An 18,595-nucleotide genomic window follows, 5' to 3' on the forward strand; every position below is an offset into this window, starting at 1 on the left:
ACACGACGCTTCTATGAGCCAGGTTTCGAGGGATGGGCGTAAAAATTAGGCACGATGACGATCGCGGGACGGGACGAGACGGCGACAGAGGCACGGCCGAGTCGACGCAGCGCACCATGTCGGATCTGGGGGCGCGGCTGCGTGAGACGCGCAAGGCACGCGGCAAGACCTTGCAGGTGCTGGCAAAGGAGGTCGGCTGCTCACCCTCCATGCTCTCGAAGATCGAGACCGATCAGGCGACGCCCTCGTTACGCACCTTGCATCGCATTCTCGCGGCGCTCGACACCTCCATCGTGGCGTTGTTTGCCAGCGAAGGCTCGCAGGACGAGATCAGCGTGATGCGCGCCGAAGAGCGCCCCTCGGTCAAGGTCAGCCACGGCGGCGCGAGCGGGGCGATCCTCCTCGAGCGCCTGACGCCGACCTTCCCCGACCTGATGCTCGACGCGAATATCCACGCGCTCGAACCCGGTGCCGAAAGCGGCGGCGACATCCACCACGCGGGCCAGGAAGTCGGATATATCCTGGAAGGCCGGGTGGAGCTGATCGTGGACGGGCAGAGCCACTTCCTCGGCCCGGGCGACAGCTTCTTCTTCGCGTCGAACCTCCCGCATCGCTATCGCAACATCGATCCGGGCACTTCGCGCATCCTGTGGGTGGCAACGCCCGCAACCTTCTGAGGCGCAAGGCGCCAAGCCAGACACACGGGCTGTGGCGAGCCGGTCAGGATTGCATGCACCCCGGCCGGATCGCGCGAACGACCGACGAGAGCGCCTGTCCCCTTTGCACCGTCCCACCGTTCTTCGGGCATTTGGCCGCTGGCGGGAATATCGCCACTGTGAGCGCCTGGGGGAGCTGCTGAAGCGCACCGTGGAACGCATTTCTCTTCCGGATTGTATTTTGCCCACGGCACAGATGGCCCCTTCGGCTTTGGTTGAGGCAAGCGGGTTTCCATCGACGCCACTTTCAACCTCGGATGCGTGGCGCCGCAGCGAGCCCCCTGCCCTCGCCCCGACAAATCCCGATCTCGCTAAAGAACGCTCCGAAACTAGGCGAACACTCACAGTCATCGGCCGAAAACCCGACGTCCCAAGGCCGCACAAGATTCGAGACTTTTCGCGGAACGCTCCGCACCAAACCATCGATTTCGGGGAAAATCCCGGATGGATCCATACGTGAAGCGCGCAATTTTCGTGCACACATCGTCAATTTTTAACTATTTTTGTATACAAAATGACTTTGCGGACGTATTCGCAGGTTCAACTCTTTGGCATCGCGCCGTGATCGTTTCTCTAAGAGCTGTGTCTCACCTCCCCGATGAAAGGACAGCCAATGGACAGACGTAAATTTCTCGCCGCAGGCGCGACCCTCGCCGCCGTTCCCCTCGCGACCCCCTCGATCGCCCGCGCGCAGACGAGCTTCAGCTGGAAGATGACCAATGCTTACGGTCCCGGCTCGCCTTTCTATGTCGAAGGCCCCGGCAGCCCGACCGATTTCTGCAAGAAGGTCGAGGCGATGTCCGACGGCCGCCTGAAGATCCAGCATTTCGCGGCCGGAGAGCTGATCCCGGCGCTCGAAGGCTTCGATGCGGTGCGTTCGGGCGCGGTCGAGATGAACGCGGCCAATGCCTATTTCTGGGCCGGCAAGCTTCCGGCGGCGCAGTATTTCACCACCGTTCCCTTCGGCCTGAACTTCCAGGGCATGAATGCCTGGCTCTATCACGGCGGCGGCATGGAACTCTGGGACGAGCTTTACGCGCCGCTCGGGCTCAAGGCGCTGCCGATGGGCAATACCGGCGTGCAGATGACCGGCTGGTTCCGCAAGCCGATCGAAACGGTTGCAGATTTCCAGGATCTGAAGATGCGGATTCCGGGCCTGGCGGGCAAGGTCTATGCCAAGCTCGGCGTCGACGTGAAACTCCTGCCCGGCGGCGAGATCTTCCCGGCGCTCGAGCGTGGCGTGATCGACGCGGCGGAATTCGTCGGCCCCTATCAGGATCGCCGCCTCGGCCTGCAGAACGCTGCGAAATACTACTACACGACCGGCTGGCACGAGCCCTCGAACGTCACCGAACTGCTCATCGGCAAGGCCGCCTGGGACAGTCTGCCCGCCGATCTTCAGGCGATCGTCTCGACCGCCGCGATGGCCTGCAACCTCGAGAGCCACACCTGGTGCGAGGCGAACAACGCTGCGGCGCTGAAGGATCTCGTCGAGAATTCGGGCGTGATCGCGAATGTCCTTCCCGATGAGGTCGTGGCCCAGCTGCGTACCGTCACCGAGGAAGTTCTTGCAGAGGGCGCCGCGGCTGATCCCGCGACCAAGAAGGTGCATGATGCGTTCATGGCGTTCCGCGCCGAGCACCGGGAATGGGCGGCGATCTCCGAGAAGCCCTACCACAACCTGCCGGCATGAGACGATGACCGGTCTTCTCCATAAGATCGCGGGCGGTGCCGGAGGCACCGTCCGTATCATTGGCCAGATCGCGGCCTGGAGCGGGCTCGCGCTCGTTCTGCTCGTCGCGCTCAACGTGCTGTTTCGCTATTTCTTCTCCTTCGGCTCCGTCGCCCTCCAGGAGGGCGAATGGCACCTGATGGCGGTGGGCGCGCTCTTCGGCATGTCCTACGGGCTCAATCAGGGCGGCGAGGTGCGTGTCGATATCTTCTACGCGAAGATGGCGCCCGGAATGCAGGCGCTGATCGACCTGGTGTCGAACATCACGCTCGGCGCAATCGCGGTGATCATCGGCTGGCTCTCGATCGCCTATGTCCAGAGCAGCTACGCGATCGGTGAGGGCTCTCCCGATCCCGGCGGCCTGCCCTATCGCTACATCCTCAAGGCGGCGATCCCCGCAGCCTTCGCCCTTCTCGCCCTTCAAGCCGTCGCGATGACGGCCGAAAGCCTCGCGCGGCTGATCCCCCATATCACCCGCGACGGGCGCTCGACCTGATGGATACCCTCTCCCGATGCCCGTGAATGAAATCCTTGCCCTGTGCATGATCGGAGCCTTCTTCGTGCTCCTGCTTGGCGGCCTGCCGGTGGCGGTATGCCTTGGCGCAACCGGCCTGATCTTCGGCTATGCCGGGTTCGGCCCGATGCTGTTCTCGCTCCTGCCCGCGCGGATCTTCGGCGTGGTCACCAACTACACCCTGCTCGCGCTGCCCCTGTTCATCTTCATGGGGATCATGCTCGAGCGATCTAAGATCGCCGAGAACCTGTTAGAAGTGATCGGTCTCGCCATGGGCGGGCTGCGCGGGGGGATGGCGCTGGCGATCATCCTCGTGGGCGTGCTGATGGGCGCGGCGTCGGGCGTCGTTGGCGCGACGGTCGTCACGGTCGGCCTGATCGCACTCGGCCCGATCATCCGGCGCGGGTACGACGCGGGCGTTGCCTGCGGCGTGATCTGCGCCTCCGGCACGCTCGGGCAGATCATCCCGCCGAGCCTCGTGCTGATTTTGCTGGCCGATATCACCGGCGAATCCGTCGGCACGCTTTTCGCCGCGGCGCTGATCCCGGGCCTGCTGCTCTCGGGGCTCTTCATCGCCTATGTGCTGATCCTCGGCATCATGAGCCCCCATCGCGTCCCGGCCATCCCGGCGGAGGAGCGCGCGACCTATTCCAGACGCGACATCGGGATGAAGCTGCTCAAAGTGGTGCTGCCGCCGATCCTGCTGATCGTCGCGGTGCTAGGATCGATCATCGGCGGCGTCGCGGCGCCGACCGAGGCCGCCTCGATGGGCGCGTTCGGCTCGATCCTGCTGGCTGCCGCCTCCGGACGGCTGAACTTCACGATCCTGCGCGAGACGGTGCGCTCGGCCTTCGTCACGAGCGCGATGGTCTTCCTGATCCTGATCTTCGCGCAGCCCTTCGGCCTCGCCTTCCGCGGCCTTGGCGGCGAACGGCTCGTGCAGGACGCCTTCAGCGCGGTTCCGGGCGGGTTGACCGGACAGATCTTCTTCCTGATGGCGCTGTTATTCGTGCTGGGCTTTTTCCTCGAATGGATCGAGATCTCCTATATCGCCCTGCCGCTTTTCCTGCCGATCTTTCATGCGGCCGGCGTCGACATGGCGTGGATTTCGATCCTCGTCGCGGTAAACCTGCAAACATCCTTCCTGACGCCGCCCTTCGGCTGGTCGCTCTTCTTCCTCAAGGGGGTCGCGCCCCCTTCGGTGAAGACGAGTGACATCTATCGCGGCGTCATCCCCTTCATCGGCTTGCAGCTCATCGGGCTGTGGCTCGTCTATCTCTTCCCGCAGCTCACGACCTGGCTGCCCAATCTGATCGGATGGTAAGACATGCTCTATTCGGCACTCGGCTATAACGGCGCGATGAGCGCGCCCCACCGCGCTGCTGCGCTGGCCGGACAGGAAATCCTGGCGGCGGGCGGCACCGCCATCGAGGCGATGGTGGCCGCGGCCGCGACCGTCGCGGTGACATACCCGCATATGAACGGGATCGGAGGGGACGGGTTCTGGCTGATCCATCGCCCGGGAGAGAAACCGATCGGGATCTTCGCGGGCGGTCATGCCGCGGCGCTGGCGACGCCCGAATGGTATGCGGCCCAAGGCCATTCGGACACGATCCCCGCGCGCGGCGGGCTGGCCGCGCTGACCGTGCCGGGCACGATCGGCGGCTGGGAGGCGGCGCTCGATCTGGTCGATCCGGCCAAGCGTCTGCCGCTCGAGCGGCTGCTCGCGAACGCGATCGGCTATGCGCGCGACGGGATCGCGGTGACCGACAACCAGAGCCGCACGACAGCGGAAAAACTCGCGGGGCTCGAGGCCGTACCGGGCTTTGCCGAGACCTTCCTGATCGATGGCAAGGTGCCTCAGGCCGGCGCGCGCATGAAACAGGAAGCCCTGGGGCGCACGCTGGAACGTCTCGCCACCGAGGGTCTGCGCAGCTATTACGAGGGGGATCTCGCCCGCATTCACGGCGACTTCCTCGAGGCGCAAGGCAGCCCGCTGCGCGCCAGCGATTTTGCCGCCTACCGCGCACAGCAGGTGACGCCGCTTGAAGTCACCACCTCTCAAGGCACGCTTTACAACATGACCCCGCCCACGCAGGGCATCGCCTCGCTGATGATCCTCGGGATCTTCGACCGGTTGGGCGTCAGCGAAGGCGAAGGGTTCGACCATATCCACGGGCTGATTGAATCCACCAAACAGGCCTTCATCCTGCGCAACGCCGAGCTGGGCGACCCCGCCACGATGCGCGAACCCGCGCAGGACTGGCTGACAGAGGACCGGCTCGACGCGATGGCCGCGAAGATCGACCGTGAAACCGCGCTGGAATGGCCCTACGACCCCAAGCAGGGCGACACGATCTGGATGGGCGCCGCGGATCGCGACGGCACCGTGGTCAGCTTCATCCAGAGCGTGTTCTGGGAGTTCGGCTCGGGCCTCACCTGCCCGGAAACGGGGGTCTTCTTCCAGAACCGGGGCGCGGGCTTCTCGCTGCAGCCGGGGCCGAACCAGCTCGCACCGGGCAAGCGTCCTTTCCACACGCTCAACCCTGCGCTCGCGCATCTGCCTGACGGGCGTGTCTTCGCCTATGGGACGATGGGCGGCGAGGGCCAGCCGCAGACGCAATCGGCGGTCTTCACCCGCTACGCGCAATTCGGCATGGACCTGCAAGCCGCCGTCACCGCGCCGCGCTGGCTGCTGGGCAAGACCTGGGGGGATGCGACGACGACGCTCAAGCTCGAAAGCCGCTTCGATCCCGAGCTGATCGAGGCACTGCGCGCGGCCGGCCATCAGGTCGAGATGATCCCCGACTATTCCGATCTCGCGGGTCACGCCGGCGGTGTCGTCCTCCACCCTGACGGGCTTATCGAATCCGCAACCGACCCGCGCGCCGATGGCGCCGCCTTGAGTTTCTGACCATGACCGATCTTTCCCTTCTTCAACTCGCGATGATCCTCGGCGGCGTCGCGCTCACCGCAATCCTCGCCGGCATTCTCGCGGGCCTGCTGGGCGTAGGCGGGGGCATCGTGCTGGTCCCGGTGCTGTTCTGGATCCTCTCGATGACGAATTTCCCACCCGAGCTGTCGATGCACATGGCGGTGGCGACCTCGCTCGCGACGATCATCTTCACCTCGATCTCCTCCGCCCGCGCCCATAACAAGCGCGGGTCGGTCGACCGCAGCCTGCTGCGGCTCTGGGCGCCCGGCATCGTGCTCGGCGCGTTCAGCGGCGGCCTGGCTGCGAAATATATCGACGCGAGCGGACTCAAGGCGATCTTCGGCACGATCGCGCTTCTGGTCTCGATCAACATGGCGACGCCGAAAACGCTTGTAATCAGTGATCACCTGCCGCGCTCCAAGGCGGTGAACGGGGCAATCTCCTATCTCACGGGGCTATTCTCGGCACTGATGGGGATCGGTGGCGGCACGCTCTCGGTCCCCTTGCTGAGCGGCTTTTCGGTCGAGATCCGCCGCGCGGTCGGCACGGCTTCGGCTTTCGGCTTCATGATCGCGGTGCCGGCGGTGCTGGGCTTCATCTATTCGGGTCTTGGCGTAGAGGGACGTCCGCCCCTCTCGCTGGGCTATGTGAACCTGATCGCCGCGGGCATCATCTTGCCCTTCACGGTCGGCTTCGCCCCGGTGGGCGCAGCGCTTGCGCACAATCTCGACACGGTCTGGATCAAGCGTGCCTTTGCGCTCTTCCTCGGGATCACCGCGATCCGGATGCTGCTCTCGGTCTTCGGCTGAGCCTCAGCGCATCCGCGTCAGAACCTCGCGCGCGGCACTCACAAGGTGCCGCCGCAACGCATTCTCGGTCCGCTTGGGATCGTGGTCGAGCAGCGCCGAGACGATCGCCTCGTGTTCTTCGTTCGAGACCTCCATCCGCACATCGTTGCGCAGCTGCGACTTGCGGAACGGAGCGAGCTTGAGCCGCAGCGCGTTCGACAGCTCGATCAGATCGCGGTTATGGGTCGCGTCGTAGATGCGCTGGTGGAATTCGGTATTGGCGGCCTCATAGGCCTCGAACTCGCCGCGCTGCGCCATCTGCCCCATCGCGCGATGCAGATCCTCGATCTCCGCCCGCTCGCCGATCGTCATCCGGTCCGCAGCCAGACGCCCGCACATCGCCTCGATCTCGCCCATCGCCTCGAACATCTGCTCGATCCGCTCGCGCGTGATGTTGGCGACGACCACGCCTCGATAGGGCATCCGCTCGGCCAGCGACATCGCGACGAGCTTGTGCAGCGCCTCGCGGATCGGCGTGCGCGAGACACCGAAACGCTGAACGAGCGACAACTCGTCGAGCTTGCTGCCCGCCGTCAGATCGCCTGAAACGATCTCGGCTTCGAGCTGTTCAGCGATCACCGTTCCCTGCAATTTGCGCGGTGCCGGCGTCTGCGTCCCTTCTGATGCCGGCATGCGCCCTCCCTGGTTCATCAGCTGCCCTTTATCTCCCTGTTTTTTATAGGATCGACGCACGAGTTTCCAGAGCGATGGCCCACCTAGCCCCTATTCTCCCATCGGTTTTCGGGCGGCACGGACCGCCTTGCGAGGAAGCCACCCGCGCCGAGGGCTGCCTGCCGCCTCAGCGCGAGGCAATCGGCAAGATGCCGACCCGGGCCCGCCCCCCTTCGCCCTTCCCAAATCGTGGAAGTTGCGGCAATCTCCTTGCCAACCAAAAGGAGCAGTTCATGCCCAATCAAAGAATGGCATCGGCCTGATGGGCGTGCTTTTCAGCCTTTTCGCAACGGCTGGCTCGCGGCTTGTCGGGATCGCGCTGGCGCTTGCGATCTGGCTGATCTCTCGCCCCGGCGGGTGGGCGGTATTGGTTGTGTTGATCTTGCTGGGATTGAAGGTCTTTCCCGACGGAAATTCGTAAAAGGGAATAGGGGACAAAATGGGTATCGAGAACATTCTGGGCGGCGGCGACATCGTGATGATCGCCGTCGCGGCGCTGCTGATCCTGTCGGTTTTCCTTGGCGTCCGGATCGTGCCGCAATCCGAAAAACACGTGGTCGAGCGCTTTGGACGGCTGCGCGCCGTGCTCGGACCGGGGATCAACTTCATCGTCCCCTTCCTCGACCGCGTCCCCCACAAGATCTCGATCCTCGAACGCCAGCTCCCCAACGCGCTGCAAGACGCGATCACCGCCGACAACGTGCTGGTGAAGGTCGAAACCTCGGTCTTCTACCGCATCACCGAGCCGGAAAAGACCGTCTACCGGATCCGCGACGTGGATGCGGCGATCGCGACGACGGTCGCGGGGATCGTGCGCTCCGAAATCGGCGTGATGGAACTCGACGAGGTGCAATCGAACCGCTCGCAACTCATCGCCAAGGTGCGTGAGCAGGTCGCCGCGATGGTCGATGACTGGGGGATCGAGGTGACGCGCGCCGAGATTCTCGACGTCAATCTCGACGAGGCGACGCGGGCCGCGATGCTCCAGCAGCTCAATGCCGAGCGGGCCCGCCGGGCGCTCGTCACCGAAGCCGAGGGCAAGAAACGCGCGGTGGAACTTGCCGCCGAGGCGCAGCTTTTTCAGGCGCAGAAAGAGGCCGAAGCCCGCCGGATCGGCGCCGACGCCGAGGCCTACGCAACTGAGGTGGTGGCCGCAGCCATTGCCAAGAACGGGCTTGAAGCCGCGCAATATCAGGTGGCGCTGAAACAGGTCGATGCGCTCTCGCAGGTCGCCAAGGGTGAGGGCAAGCAGACGGTGATCCTGCCTGCCGCGGCACTCGAAGCCTTCACCAATGCGTTCAAGCTTTTGGGGGCGAAATGATGGAATACTGGCAAATGCCCTGGGTCTGGGTGCTGGCGGGCGTGATCCTCGCCGGTGCAGAGATGCTGATCCCGGGCTTCCTCTTCCTCGGTTTCGCAATCGGCGCGGTACTGGTCGGCGTGCTGATCTGGATCGGGCTGTTGGGCAACTCCATAGCCGTAACCCTCGTGGTCTTCGCCGTGCTCTCGATCATCGCCTGGCTCGCACTGCGCAAGGGAATGGGCGTGCGCAAGGGGCAAACCAAGCTCTGGGATCGCGACATCAACGAAAACTGAGCCCGCGTGACGGAACGGTGTGCTGGCGTCGCCGGTTCTTCGATCAGTCTTTGAACGGCAGATTTTCACCTGTAACGGTTACCCAAGCGAGACCCGCGGTCGGCTTTTTCCGATAGCGCTCGTCTTCGCTCCGGGGTCGTCACTAGGATTACGGTGGCAACCTCCCTGAGCGGCAACGAGAGCGTCGAGGTGACGCTTGTCCCGGCTTCCAAGTGAGAGGCCCGGTCCGGCCATTTCCGGGTGGGCGGGCAAAAGAAAGCGGCGCCCCGATGGGCGCCGTTTTGCCTATGTCGAGAGTTTTTCGGAACTGCCCGGTTGGTCCCACGTTGATGTGCCGAAGACATGCACAAGAGTGATGGGAGAACATCATGGCTACTGAAATTCGTAACGAGAAATCCGGCCTCGGCGGGATCTACTTTGTCCTCGGCGCTGTCGTCGTCGCACTCGGCCTTGTCCTGTGGTTCGTCATGGCCCCGACCGCGGACGGCCCCGGCGTGCCCACCGGCGACGCCAATTCCACTTCGGTCACGATCGAGAGCCAGACCACGGCGCCGGCCCCGGCCGACAGCGCCCCGGCCAGCGATGGCGGGACGAGCGCTCAGGGTTCGGCTTCGGGCGGCACCGCGAACTGATCCGAGACCACATCGAGCCTTCACGGCCTATTGAAGCGGCGTCCTGCGGGGCGCCGCTTTATCATTGGCAACGACCTGCCGATGCCACAGGCCAAAAGGAACGTGGCCACCGGCGGCGCGTTAACCCTTCGGAACAAGATATGGAGCAGTCATGGCGCGCGACCCTTCCCGGCAGACCAGCCTTGGCGGGCTTTTATTTACCCTTTTGGCCCTCGCGGTCGCCTTGGGCGTGGTTGTCTGGCTGGTGGCCGATACCCCCATCGACGGTGGATCGCAGACCGCGACGGATCCGCCGCCGTTGAACCCCGTCAGCGAATCGGATGCGACGATCGAGGTCTCGCCCGCGCCGCATACGAGCGGCCCGGCAACGGGCGGTGCGGGCCAGTAATTCAGCCTCGCAGTTCTGCGACGATCGCCTCTGCCGCCGCACGCGGATCGGCGGCGCGGTGGATCGGGCGGCCGACAACGATATGATCCACGCCGGCTTCGACAGCCGCGGCGGGCGTGGCGATACGCTTCTGATCACCCAGCTCGGCCCCGGCGGGACGCACGCCCGGCGTAACGATCAGCTTGCCGTTCGCTTCCGGAAGCGCACGGATCATCGCGGCCTCCTGCGGCGAGGCGATCACCCCGTCGGCGCCCGCCTCGAAGGCGCGTCCGGCCCGTTCCGCCACGAGATCGCGGATCGCGCCTTCCTTGATCAGAGCCCCATCAAGATCCTCGCGATCCAGCGAGGTCAGGATCGTCACCGCGAGGATTTTCAGGTCTTTGCCCGCCGCGCCTTCCTTCGCGGCTTTCACCACGTAGGGATCGCCGTGCACGGTCAGGAAATCGAGGTCGAACTGCGCCAGCCCGCGCACGGCATTTTCCACCGTCGCGCCAATATCGAAGAGCTTCATGTCGAGGAAGATCCGCTTGCCCTGATCCTGCTTGAGCTCGGTCGCGAGCGCCAGCCCGCCCCCGGTCAGCATACCCAGCCCGATCTTGTAGAAAGAGACCGCATCGCCAAGCTGGTTGGCCAGCATCAGGCCTTCATAGGCGTTGGGCACGTCGAGAGCGACGATCAGGCGGTCATCGGCAGGCAGGGTCAGGTCGGTCATCGGGGGGCTCCTTTGCGGGTCGCCCCCTGATGCGGGTCAATGGCCGCGACGTCAAGCGGGCGCGGCCCGATCAGAGACCGCCGATACCGCGCCGCTGCGCCTCGCGCGTCAGCGCGCGGGTCAATTGGCGATGGCTGATGCCGGGCGCGGCGTCAACGCGAACGGGAACCCGCAGGGGTTCGACGAGGCCGGGGGTGAAGAATTCAACGACCGCCTCGAACCGGCGATGTGCGGCGTTATAGATCAGGCGGGCGATACGCGTGGCCGTGGCGTGATGAATCGGCGGAGCCTCCATTCCTTCGGGACTGTCGAAAGGTAAACGCCAATTCTTGCGATTTGGTTTCCTGCTGCGGCGAAATGGCCGGTCCGGACCCTTGAAGCCCCCGCGCTCAGCGCCCATTTTCCTATCGAGACCCGGTCAGGACGGCGCCTATTCAGGGCCAGACACATCCCGGGGGCTTTAGAAAAGGAGAATACCGATGAACATGGAGAAGTTCACGGAGCGGTCTCGCGGTTTCCTTCAGGCCGCGCAGACCATTGCGATGCGCGAGGGGCATCAACGTGTGGTGCCCGAGCATCTTCTGAAGGCTTTGATGGATGACGACCAGGGCCTTTCGGCCAACCTGATCAAACGATCGGGCGGCGAGCCTGTGCGCGTGCAGGAGGCGGTCGATCTGGCGGTCTCGAAACTCCCGAAAGTGTCGGGCGGCGACGGTCAGGTCTATGTCGAGCAGAACCTCGTGCGGGTGCTCGACGAGGCCGAGAAACTCGCCAAGAAGGCGGGCGACAGCTTCGTTCCGGTCGAGCGCGTGCTGATGGCACTCGCGATGGTCAACACAAAGGCGAAGGACTGCCTTGATGCGGGTGCTGTGACCGCACAGAAACTCAACGCCGCGATCAACGACCTGCGCAAGGGCCGCACCGCCGACACGGCCTCGGCCGAAGAGGGCTATGAGGCGCTGAAGAAATACGCGCGCGATCTGACAGAGGCCGCCGAACAGGGCAAGATCGACCCGATCATCGGCCGCGACGAGGAAATCCGCCGCGCGATGCAGGTGCTGTCGCGCCGGACCAAGAACAACCCGGTTCTGATCGGTGAGCCCGGCGTGGGTAAGACCGCGATCGCGGAAGGCCTTGCGCTGCGCATCATCGACGGCGACGTGCCGGAATCGCTGCGCGACAAGAAGCTTCTCGCGCTCGACATGGGTGCGCTGATCGCGGGCGCGAAATATCGCGGCGAATTCGAGGAACGTCTGAAGGCTATCCTCAAGGAGATCGAGGCCGCAGCCGGCGAGATCATCCTCTTCATCGACGAGATGCATACGCTCGTCGGCGCGGGGAAATCCGACGGCGCGATGGATGCCGCGAACCTGATCAAGCCTGCGCTGGCCCGTGGTGAGCTGCACTGCGTGGGGGCTACGACGCTTGATGAGTACCGCAAATATGTCGAGAAGGACGCGGCCCTGGCCCGGCGTTTCCAGCCCGTTATGGTGGAAGAGCCGACGGTCGAGGACACGATCTCGATCCTGCGTGGCATCAAGGAGAAATACGAGCTTCACCACGGGGTGAAGATCTCGGACTCGGCGCTGGTGGCGGCCGCGACGCTCTCGCATCGCTATATCACCGACCGTTTCCTGCCCGACAAGGCAATCGACCTCGTCGACGAGGCCGCCTCGCGTCTGCGCATGGAAGTGGACAGCAAGCCCGAGGAGCTCGACGCCCTCGACCGTCAGATCCTGCAGATGCAGATCGAGGCGGAAGCGCTGAAGAAAGAGGACGACACCGCGTCGAAGGATCGTCTTGAAAAGCTCGAGAAGGAGCTGGCCGATCTGCAGGACCGCGCCTCGGAGATGACCGCCAAATGGCAGGCCGAGCGCGACAAGCTGGAATCGAGCCGCCACCTGAAAGAGCAGCTCGACAAGGCCCGGGCCGAGCTCGATCAGGCCAAGCGCGAGGGCAATCTCGCCCGCGCGGGTGAGCTGTCCTACGGGATCATCCCGAGCCTCGAGAAGCAACTTTCCCAGGCCGAAGAGGCCGAGGGCGAGGAGCTGATGGTCGAGGAATCGGTACGTCCCGAACAGATCGCCGAAGTGGTCGAACGCTGGACCGGCATCCCGACCTCGAAGATGCTCGAAGGCGAGCGCGAAAAGCTCTTGAAGATGGAAGACGAGCTGCACAAGCGCGTCATCGGTCAGGATGCGGCGATCACCGCCGTGTCGAACGCCGTGCGCCGCGCGCGTGCGGGGCTCAACGACGAGAACCGTCCGCTGGGCAGCTTCCTATTCCTCGGCCCGACCGGGGTGGGCAAGACCGAACTGACCAAGGCCGTCGCGAATTACCTCTTCGACGACGATCAGGCGATGGTGCGGATCGACATGTCCGAGTTCATGGAGAAACACTCCGTGGCGCGGCTCATCGGCGCCCCGCCCGGCTATGTCGGCTATGACGAGGGTGGCGTTCTGACCGAAGCGGTGCGGCGTCGTCCCTATCAGGTCGTACTCTTCGACGAGGTCGAGAAGGCGCACCCGGACGTGTTCAACGTGCTGCTGCAAGTGCTTGACGATGGTGTGCTGACGGATGGTCAGGGCCGCACGGTCGATTTCAAGCAGACGCTGATCGTGCTGACCTCGAACCTCGGGTCTCAGGCGCTCAGCCAGCTGCCGGAAGGCACGGATGCGGCTCAGGCCAAGGCGCAGGTCATGGATGCCGTGCGGGCGCATTTCCGCCCCGAATTCCTGAACCGTCTCGACGAGATGGTGATCTTCGATCGCCTGAACCGTGAGAATATGGACGGGATCGTGGAGATCCAGCTCAAGCGGCTGGAGAAACGTCTGGCGCAGCGCAAGATCACGCTCGATCTCGACGCGGTCGCCCGCAAATGGCTGGCCGATGCGGGTTACGACCCGGTCTATGGCGCACGTCCGCTCAAGCGGGTGATCCAGCGCGCCCTGCAAGACCCGCTGGCCGAGGCGATCCTCGGCGGCGAGGTGATCGACGGCGCGACGGTCAACGTCACCGCTGGGCCGGACGGCCTGATCGTGGGCGGTCACAGCGCGCCGCTGGGCGGGACGCAACCCGCCGATGGCGTGCCGCTGCACTGAGGCCGGGTTCAAACCGATTGCGAGGGGCGGAGCGATCCGCCCCTTTTCCATGTCCGGGTCAGGGGGCGCTGCCCCCTCGGGCTTCGCCCTCACCCCCGAGATATTTGGATCAAGAAGAAGCGCGCGATTCCTTCTTCTTGACGAAAATATCTCGGGGGAGGCCGCTGGCGGCCGGGGGCGGCGCCCCCTTTTGCTCGCGTCACATTTGGACGGATGGAAACAAAAAGGCCGTGCCGGGATAACCCTGGCACGGCCTTTTCATTCGTTTCGGCTCTGTCGCCTCAGCCCTGGCGGGCTTTGAAGCGCTTCTGCGTCTTGTTGATCACGTAGACGCGGCCTTTGCGGCGCACGACCTGGCAATCGCGATGACGCTGCTTGAGCGAGCGGAGCGAGTTGCGGACCTTCATCGGCCTTCTCCTGTATCGCGGCGCAAGGTGCGCCTTGAAAAACGAATGCCCCGGGCCTCTCAGCCGGGGCGGCGAATAGATGGTGGGCGGTACTGGGATCGAACCAGTGGCCACTACGATGTCAACGTAGTGCTCTACCGCTGAGCTAACCGCCCACGCCCGTTCGACCCCGTTTTATTGCCTTTGATTCGCGCTTGCGGGCTGGGCCGCTAAGGGAACCGAAAGGCGCGGTGTCGCGTCGGTCTGGGGGTCTATATAAAGAGTCGAAACGGCTTTCAAGAGGGTTTTGGTGCGAAAGCGTTCCGGTGTAGGATATTAGCCGATCACAAGAGGTTCCATGAGCGACAGCCCAGCCCTTCCGCCGCCGTTCCGGCTGATCCGCCCCGCGGCGTTACACACGGCTGCGATCTTCGCCTCGCCGCATTCGGGTGCGCATTATCCGCAAAGTCTCCGCGATCGCACGGTGCTCGACATGGCGCGGTTGCGTTCTTCCGAGGATGCTTTCGTGGATCGCTTGCTTGCGCCGGTGCCGCGGCTTGGGGCGCCTTTGCTTGCAGCGGAGTATCCGCGCGCCTGGGTGGATCTCAACCGCGGGCCCGAGGAGCTCGATTCGGCCCTGATCGCAGGGTTGGAACGTTCGACCCCGAGCCCGCGCGTCGCCGCCGGTCTCGGCGTCATTCCGCGGGTCGTTTCGGGCGCGCGCGCGATCTATCGCGGCAAGATCCCCAGGATGGAGGCCGAGGCGCGGCTCAACCATGTCTGGCATCCCTATCACGACCAGCTGGCGGCGCTGATGATCGAGGCGCATCGCGCGTTCGGTCAGGCGATCCTGCTCGACGTGCATTCCATGCCCTCCGAGGCGCTCGATTCGCTTGGCCATCGGCGCCCTCAGATCGTGCTCGGGGATCGCTACGGAGCGAGTGCGGATCGCGCGCTGATGCGCGAGGTCGAGCTCGCCTTCAGCGATGAGGGGCTTTCGGTGTCGCGCAACAGTCCGTTTGCCGGGGCGTATATCGCGCAACGCTACGGGCGGCCGCGCGAGGGATATCACGTCATCCAGATCGAGATCGACCGGGCGCTCTACATGGATCAGGAAGCGATCGCGCCGAGCGCCGAGTTCAAGGCCTTTGCCGCGGTGATGGAGCGGGTGGCCGCGAAGATCGTGAGGCTCGGGGCGCAGCCGTTGCGTCACGCCGCAGAGTAGATCACGAACCGTCCCAGCCGCGCCCGAGCCGGATTGCATCCGCGCCGAACTTCGCCCGGATCGCATCCTTCGCCCGTTCCGCGCCCGCGCGTCTGCCTGCCTGCGGATCGAGAAGATCGCCCGCCGGATCGCGCCCGTCCGCTGCCGTGAGGTCCGAAAACCCGATCCCGATCAGCCGGTAGGGCGTGTTTGGGGGGAGCTTGTCGAACAAGGTCTCGCCCGCCCGGAAGAGCGTATCGGCGAGCTGGCTCGGCTCCTCCAGCCGGGTCTGCCGGGTCACGGTGGTGAAATCGGCGCGTTTGAGCTTCAGCGTCACCGTGCGCCCGGCCAGATCGCGCGCCTTCATCCGCGCCGAGACCTTCTCGGCCATGTGCCAGAGCTTGCCCATCAGGGTCTCGCGATCCGAAATATCCTCGTTGAAGGTCGTCTCGTTCGACACCGATTTGATCGGGGTATCGGGCGAGACGCGGCGCGCATCCTGCCCGTTCGCCAGTTCGAAAAGCCGCCGCCCCGAGGCTCCGAACCGATCCTCCATCCGGGCGAGCCCTGCGCGGCGGATATCGGCCAGCGTTCGAATTCCGGCCCGCCCCAGCGCGGCCCGCGTCGCCGCCCCCACGCCCCAAAGGATCGACACCGGCTTGTCGCGCAGGAAGTCTTCGGTGTCAGTGCGCCCGATCACCGAAAACCCGCGCGGCTTGTCGAGATCCGAGGCGATCTTGGCGAGGAACTTGTTATGCGACAGCCCGACCGAAGCCGTCACCCCGATTTGCGTCTCGATCTCGCGGGCGAGCCGCGCCATCTGCACCGCCGGGGGGGCGTGATGCAGCCGCGCGGTGCCGGTCAGATCGAGGAACGCTTCGTCCAGCGAAAGCGGTTCGATCAGCGGTGTCAGCGCCGCCATCTTCTCCCGGATCTCGCGCGAGACGGCGGCGTAATGATCCATGCGCGGCCTGATGATCACCGCCTCGGGGCAGAGCTTGCGCGCCTGAAACATCGGCATCGCCGAGCGCACGCCGGAAATCCGCGCGATATAGCAGCAGGTGGTGACCACCCCGCGCGTACCGCCGCCGACGATCACCGCTTGCGAGGACAGCGCGGGATTGTCGCGCTTCTCGACAGACGCATAGAAGCTGTCGCAGTCGATATGCGCAATGGACAGATCGAAAAGCTCGGGATGCGCGATCACACGCGCCTTGCCGCAATTGGGGCAGCGTTTGGGGGCATCATCAAAGGTGCTCAGACAGTCGCGACAAAGGGCTGGCATGGGCTCACATCCGGGAATAGACCCTAGATATCCCTTCTTCCTCTTGGCGCAAATATCCCGTGGCGGTGAGGCGGGCGCAGCGGCCTTCCTTGTGGAAGGATGCCCGCCGAGCGCCCGGAGCGGGAGCGGAGGGCCGGAATGGCGGAGCCAAGAGGGGGGGCGGCGCCCCCTCCCCCAGCTCACCGAAAACCGATCGATCCGGCCAGCAGCTGCGCCACCGTCGGTTGGTCGAGATAACCCGTCACCGTCAGCCCCCCAGCTTTCTGGAAGCGGCGAATCGCGCGGCGGGTGTTGTCGTCGAACACGCCATCGACCTTGCCTGGCTTGAGGCCCATCTGGGCGAGCCGCTGCTCGACGAGGGACTTCGCCACGCTGGGCAGGCCAAGCGCATCCTCGCGGGCCTTCGCAGCCTTGATCGCATCGCTCTCCTGACTTTGTTGCTGCAACTCGGCGATGCGCGCCTCAGCCTCGGCCTTGAAGGCAGGGTTGGAGCGGCTCGCGAGATAGTCGCGATAGGAGGCGATCGTGTCCGCCTGACGCGCGACATCCCAATCGGCACGATCGGCGGCCTGCGCCTCGGCGCGGCGGTCCGCCTCGATCGTGTCGAGCCTTTCCTGCGCAAGCTCGGCAAAGAGCCCGTCGGGATATTTCTTCAGATAGGCGCGCAGCCCCGCCTCATCGCCAGCCTTGCCGGTCTGCTCCCAATAGGCGCGGTCCTGACGGTCGATTTCGGCCTGACGCGCCTCGGCCTCGGCTTTCAGCTCGGCTGCGCGCTTCTCGCCTTGCGCCGAAAGTGCGGTAAGCTGGGCACGGGTGAGATAGCCGGTCGGTTCGAACCCGCTCGCACGTTGCCAGCGCGTGATCGCCCCGCGCGATCCGGGGCCAAAGATGCCGTCCACGCCCTTCGGATCGAAATCGAGGATCGTCAGGTTCTGTTGGACTTCGCGGCGCTGATCGCGGGAAAGGTTGAGCGCCGCCTCATCGGCCTTTGGCTGTCGCTCGGGTTCGGCCTTGAGCGTGGCGATCCGGGCACGGGCCTCGTCAGCATTCGGCCCCCTGGGATAGCGATCGAGATAGAGCTGATAGGCGGTGATGGAATCCTCGGCGCGCGCCATGTCCCAATAGGGAGCAGAAGGATCGGCCTGCGGCGTCGCAATCGGTGCAGGCGCATCCTGCGTCCCGGCGGCAAGGAAACTGTAGCTGCCGGGCAGGAAGCCGCTCGCGATCAGACCTTCGGATTGCGCCGCGCGCATCAGCGGCGCGCCGGGCTTGACCAGATCCCCCGACATCAGCGAGGCGACCTCCCGGGGGCTGCCGCGCAAGACGGTGACGCCCTGCGGAATCGCGAGATCACCGATACCGGGTTGCGTCAGACCCCGACCCGTTCCCTCGTCATCCGCGCCCCCCAGCAGCAGCACCGCCTGCCCGGGATGGGAGGCGAGCACCGACATCACCGCCGAGAGCGGCAGTGCCTCGCTCACAGCCTCGGGCAGAGAGATGTCGCGCATGTCGGTAGGCAGGAACCAGGTCTCTGCGTCGGTATGGATGAAACGCCCCGAGAGGGCGACGACGATCCGGTCGGCATCCGCCGCACGCGTCACGAAGTCGCGAAAGCGCGCGCGAATCTCGGAAGCATCTGCGTCATCCTCAGTCAGCACCGAGAAGCCGGCCTGTTGCAAACCGGCCTCGGCCTTGGTCGGCGCATCGGCGCCACGCAGGTCGTCGATCCGGTCGTAATTCGCGTTGCCCAGCACCAGCGCAAGATCGGCGGCATTGGCGGGCAATCCCAGCGCCGCAAGTGCGACACCTGTCAGAAGTAGTTTTCGCATGGGGTCCTCCATCTCTCTCGACGAAGGAACCCGCGATCTACCCTC

19 protein-coding genes and 1 tRNA gene are annotated in these 18,595 nt (G+C 64.9%); 13 read left to right on the forward strand and 7 right to left on the reverse strand.

Features of this window, described 5'->3' with window-relative positions; translation table 11 throughout:
- The first annotated feature begins 116 nt into the window (after positions 1-116).
- The 6 genes from BMI90_RS03500 (at position 117) to BMI90_RS03525 (ending at position 6,706) form a co-directional block, all read left to right on the forward strand.
- Positions 117-677, forward strand: a complete 561-nt coding sequence (locus BMI90_RS03500) for a cupin domain-containing protein (protein ID WP_210401911.1) — start codon at positions 117-119, stop codon at positions 675-677.
- A gap of 652 nt (positions 678-1,329) precedes the next feature.
- On the forward strand, positions 1,330-2,409 hold the full coding sequence (dctP, locus tag BMI90_RS03505) for a TRAP transporter substrate-binding protein DctP (RefSeq protein WP_078526067.1): 1,080 nt from the start codon (positions 1,330-1,332) through the stop codon (positions 2,407-2,409).
- Between the two features lie 4 nt (positions 2,410-2,413).
- Complete coding sequence (locus tag BMI90_RS03510) at positions 2,414-2,944, forward strand: TRAP transporter small permease subunit (protein ID WP_078526069.1); 531 nt, start codon at positions 2,414-2,416, stop codon at positions 2,942-2,944.
- A 16-nt stretch (positions 2,945-2,960) separates the two neighbouring features.
- Positions 2,961-4,286, forward strand: a complete 1,326-nt coding sequence (locus BMI90_RS03515) for a TRAP transporter large permease subunit (RefSeq protein ID WP_078526072.1) — start codon at positions 2,961-2,963, stop codon at positions 4,284-4,286.
- A gap of 3 nt (positions 4,287-4,289) precedes the next feature.
- Positions 4,290-5,876: a gamma-glutamyltransferase family protein gene (locus BMI90_RS03520; RefSeq protein ID WP_078526074.1), complete on the forward strand. Its 1,587-nt coding sequence runs from the start codon at positions 4,290-4,292 to the stop codon at positions 5,874-5,876.
- 2 nt (positions 5,877-5,878) lie between these two features.
- On the forward strand, positions 5,879-6,706 hold the full coding sequence (locus tag BMI90_RS03525) for a sulfite exporter TauE/SafE family protein (RefSeq protein WP_078526076.1): 828 nt from the start codon (positions 5,879-5,881) through the stop codon (positions 6,704-6,706).
- 3 nt (positions 6,707-6,709) lie between these two features.
- Here BMI90_RS03525 and BMI90_RS03530 read toward each other — a convergent pair whose 3' ends face one another.
- Positions 6,710-7,378 carry a GntR family transcriptional regulator gene (locus tag BMI90_RS03530; protein ID WP_168172712.1) on the reverse strand — a complete coding sequence of 223 codons (669 nt, stop codon included), beginning with the start codon at positions 7,376-7,378 and terminating at the stop codon, positions 6,710-6,712.
- Between the two features lie 301 nt (positions 7,379-7,679).
- Here BMI90_RS03530 and BMI90_RS18695 point away from each other — a divergent pair, with 301 nt between their 5' ends.
- The 5 genes from BMI90_RS18695 (at position 7,680) to BMI90_RS03550 (ending at position 10,033) form a co-directional block, all read left to right on the forward strand.
- Positions 7,680-7,838 (forward strand): hypothetical protein, encoded by a 159-nt coding sequence (locus BMI90_RS18695; protein WP_158521696.1) that lies wholly within the window; start codon positions 7,680-7,682, stop codon positions 7,836-7,838.
- A gap of 18 nt (positions 7,839-7,856) precedes the next feature.
- Positions 7,857-8,738 carry an SPFH domain-containing protein gene (locus tag BMI90_RS03535; RefSeq protein WP_078526080.1) on the forward strand — a complete coding sequence of 294 codons (882 nt, stop codon included), beginning with the start codon at positions 7,857-7,859 and terminating at the stop codon, positions 8,736-8,738.
- Positions 8,735-9,013 (forward strand): hypothetical protein, encoded by a 279-nt coding sequence (locus BMI90_RS03540; RefSeq protein ID WP_078526082.1) that lies wholly within the window; start codon positions 8,735-8,737, stop codon positions 9,011-9,013. Before BMI90_RS03535 ends, BMI90_RS03540 begins: the two co-directional genes overlap by 4 nt.
- 368 nt (positions 9,014-9,381) lie before the next feature.
- Positions 9,382-9,645 carry a hypothetical protein gene (locus BMI90_RS03545; protein WP_078526084.1) on the forward strand — a complete coding sequence of 88 codons (264 nt, stop codon included), beginning with the start codon at positions 9,382-9,384 and terminating at the stop codon, positions 9,643-9,645.
- A 151-nt stretch (positions 9,646-9,796) separates the two neighbouring features.
- A complete protein-coding gene (locus tag BMI90_RS03550; RefSeq protein ID WP_078526086.1) occupies positions 9,797-10,033 on the forward strand; it encodes a hypothetical protein in 237 nt (78 codons plus the stop codon).
- A gap of 1 nt (position 10,034) precedes the next feature.
- Here BMI90_RS03550 and pyrF read toward each other — a convergent pair whose 3' ends face one another.
- Both pyrF and BMI90_RS03560 read right to left on the reverse strand, forming a co-directional pair.
- Positions 10,035-10,745 (reverse strand): orotidine-5'-phosphate decarboxylase, encoded by a 711-nt coding sequence (pyrF, locus tag BMI90_RS03555; RefSeq protein ID WP_210401912.1) that lies wholly within the window; start codon positions 10,743-10,745, stop codon positions 10,035-10,037.
- 70 nt (positions 10,746-10,815) lie between these two features.
- Positions 10,816-11,145, reverse strand: coding sequence for a hypothetical protein (locus BMI90_RS03560; protein ID WP_146671203.1), 330 nt, complete (start codon positions 11,143-11,145; stop codon positions 10,816-10,818).
- Between the two features lie 79 nt (positions 11,146-11,224).
- On the opposite strand from BMI90_RS03560, the gene clpB reads away from it, so the two are divergent.
- On the forward strand, positions 11,225-13,846 hold the full coding sequence (clpB, locus tag BMI90_RS03565) for an ATP-dependent chaperone ClpB (RefSeq protein ID WP_078526090.1): 2,622 nt from the start codon (positions 11,225-11,227) through the stop codon (positions 13,844-13,846).
- Between the two features lie 281 nt (positions 13,847-14,127).
- Here clpB and ykgO read toward each other — a convergent pair whose 3' ends face one another.
- Together ykgO and BMI90_RS03575 are read right to left on the reverse strand one after the other, a co-directional pair.
- Positions 14,128-14,253 carry a type B 50S ribosomal protein L36 gene (gene ykgO, locus BMI90_RS03570; protein ID WP_038074920.1) on the reverse strand — a complete coding sequence of 42 codons (126 nt, stop codon included), beginning with the start codon at positions 14,251-14,253 and terminating at the stop codon, positions 14,128-14,130.
- An 80-nt stretch (positions 14,254-14,333) separates the two neighbouring features.
- Positions 14,334-14,408: transfer RNA gene (locus BMI90_RS03575), tRNA-Val, on the reverse strand.
- A 182-nt stretch (positions 14,409-14,590) separates the two neighbouring features.
- On the opposite strand from BMI90_RS03575, the gene BMI90_RS03580 reads away from it, so the two are divergent.
- On the forward strand, positions 14,591-15,457 hold the full coding sequence (locus BMI90_RS03580; protein WP_078526092.1) for an N-formylglutamate amidohydrolase: 867 nt from the start codon (positions 14,591-14,593) through the stop codon (positions 15,455-15,457).
- 1 nt (position 15,458) lies between these two features.
- Here BMI90_RS03580 and BMI90_RS03585 read toward each other — a convergent pair whose 3' ends face one another.
- Together BMI90_RS03585 and BMI90_RS03590 are read right to left on the reverse strand one after the other, a co-directional pair.
- Positions 15,459-16,721, reverse strand: a complete 1,263-nt coding sequence (locus BMI90_RS03585) for a DNA polymerase IV (RefSeq protein WP_078526095.1) — start codon at positions 16,719-16,721, stop codon at positions 15,459-15,461.
- Positions 16,722-16,900: 179 nt separating this feature from the next.
- Complete coding sequence (locus BMI90_RS03590) at positions 16,901-18,550, reverse strand: peptidoglycan-binding protein (protein WP_168172713.1); 1,650 nt, start codon at positions 18,548-18,550, stop codon at positions 16,901-16,903.
- Positions 18,551-18,595: the final 45 nt, after the last annotated feature.

Source organism: Thioclava sp. L04-15 (assembly GCF_002020275.1).
Lineage (GTDB): Bacteria > Pseudomonadota > Alphaproteobacteria > Rhodobacterales > Rhodobacteraceae > Thioclava > Thioclava marina.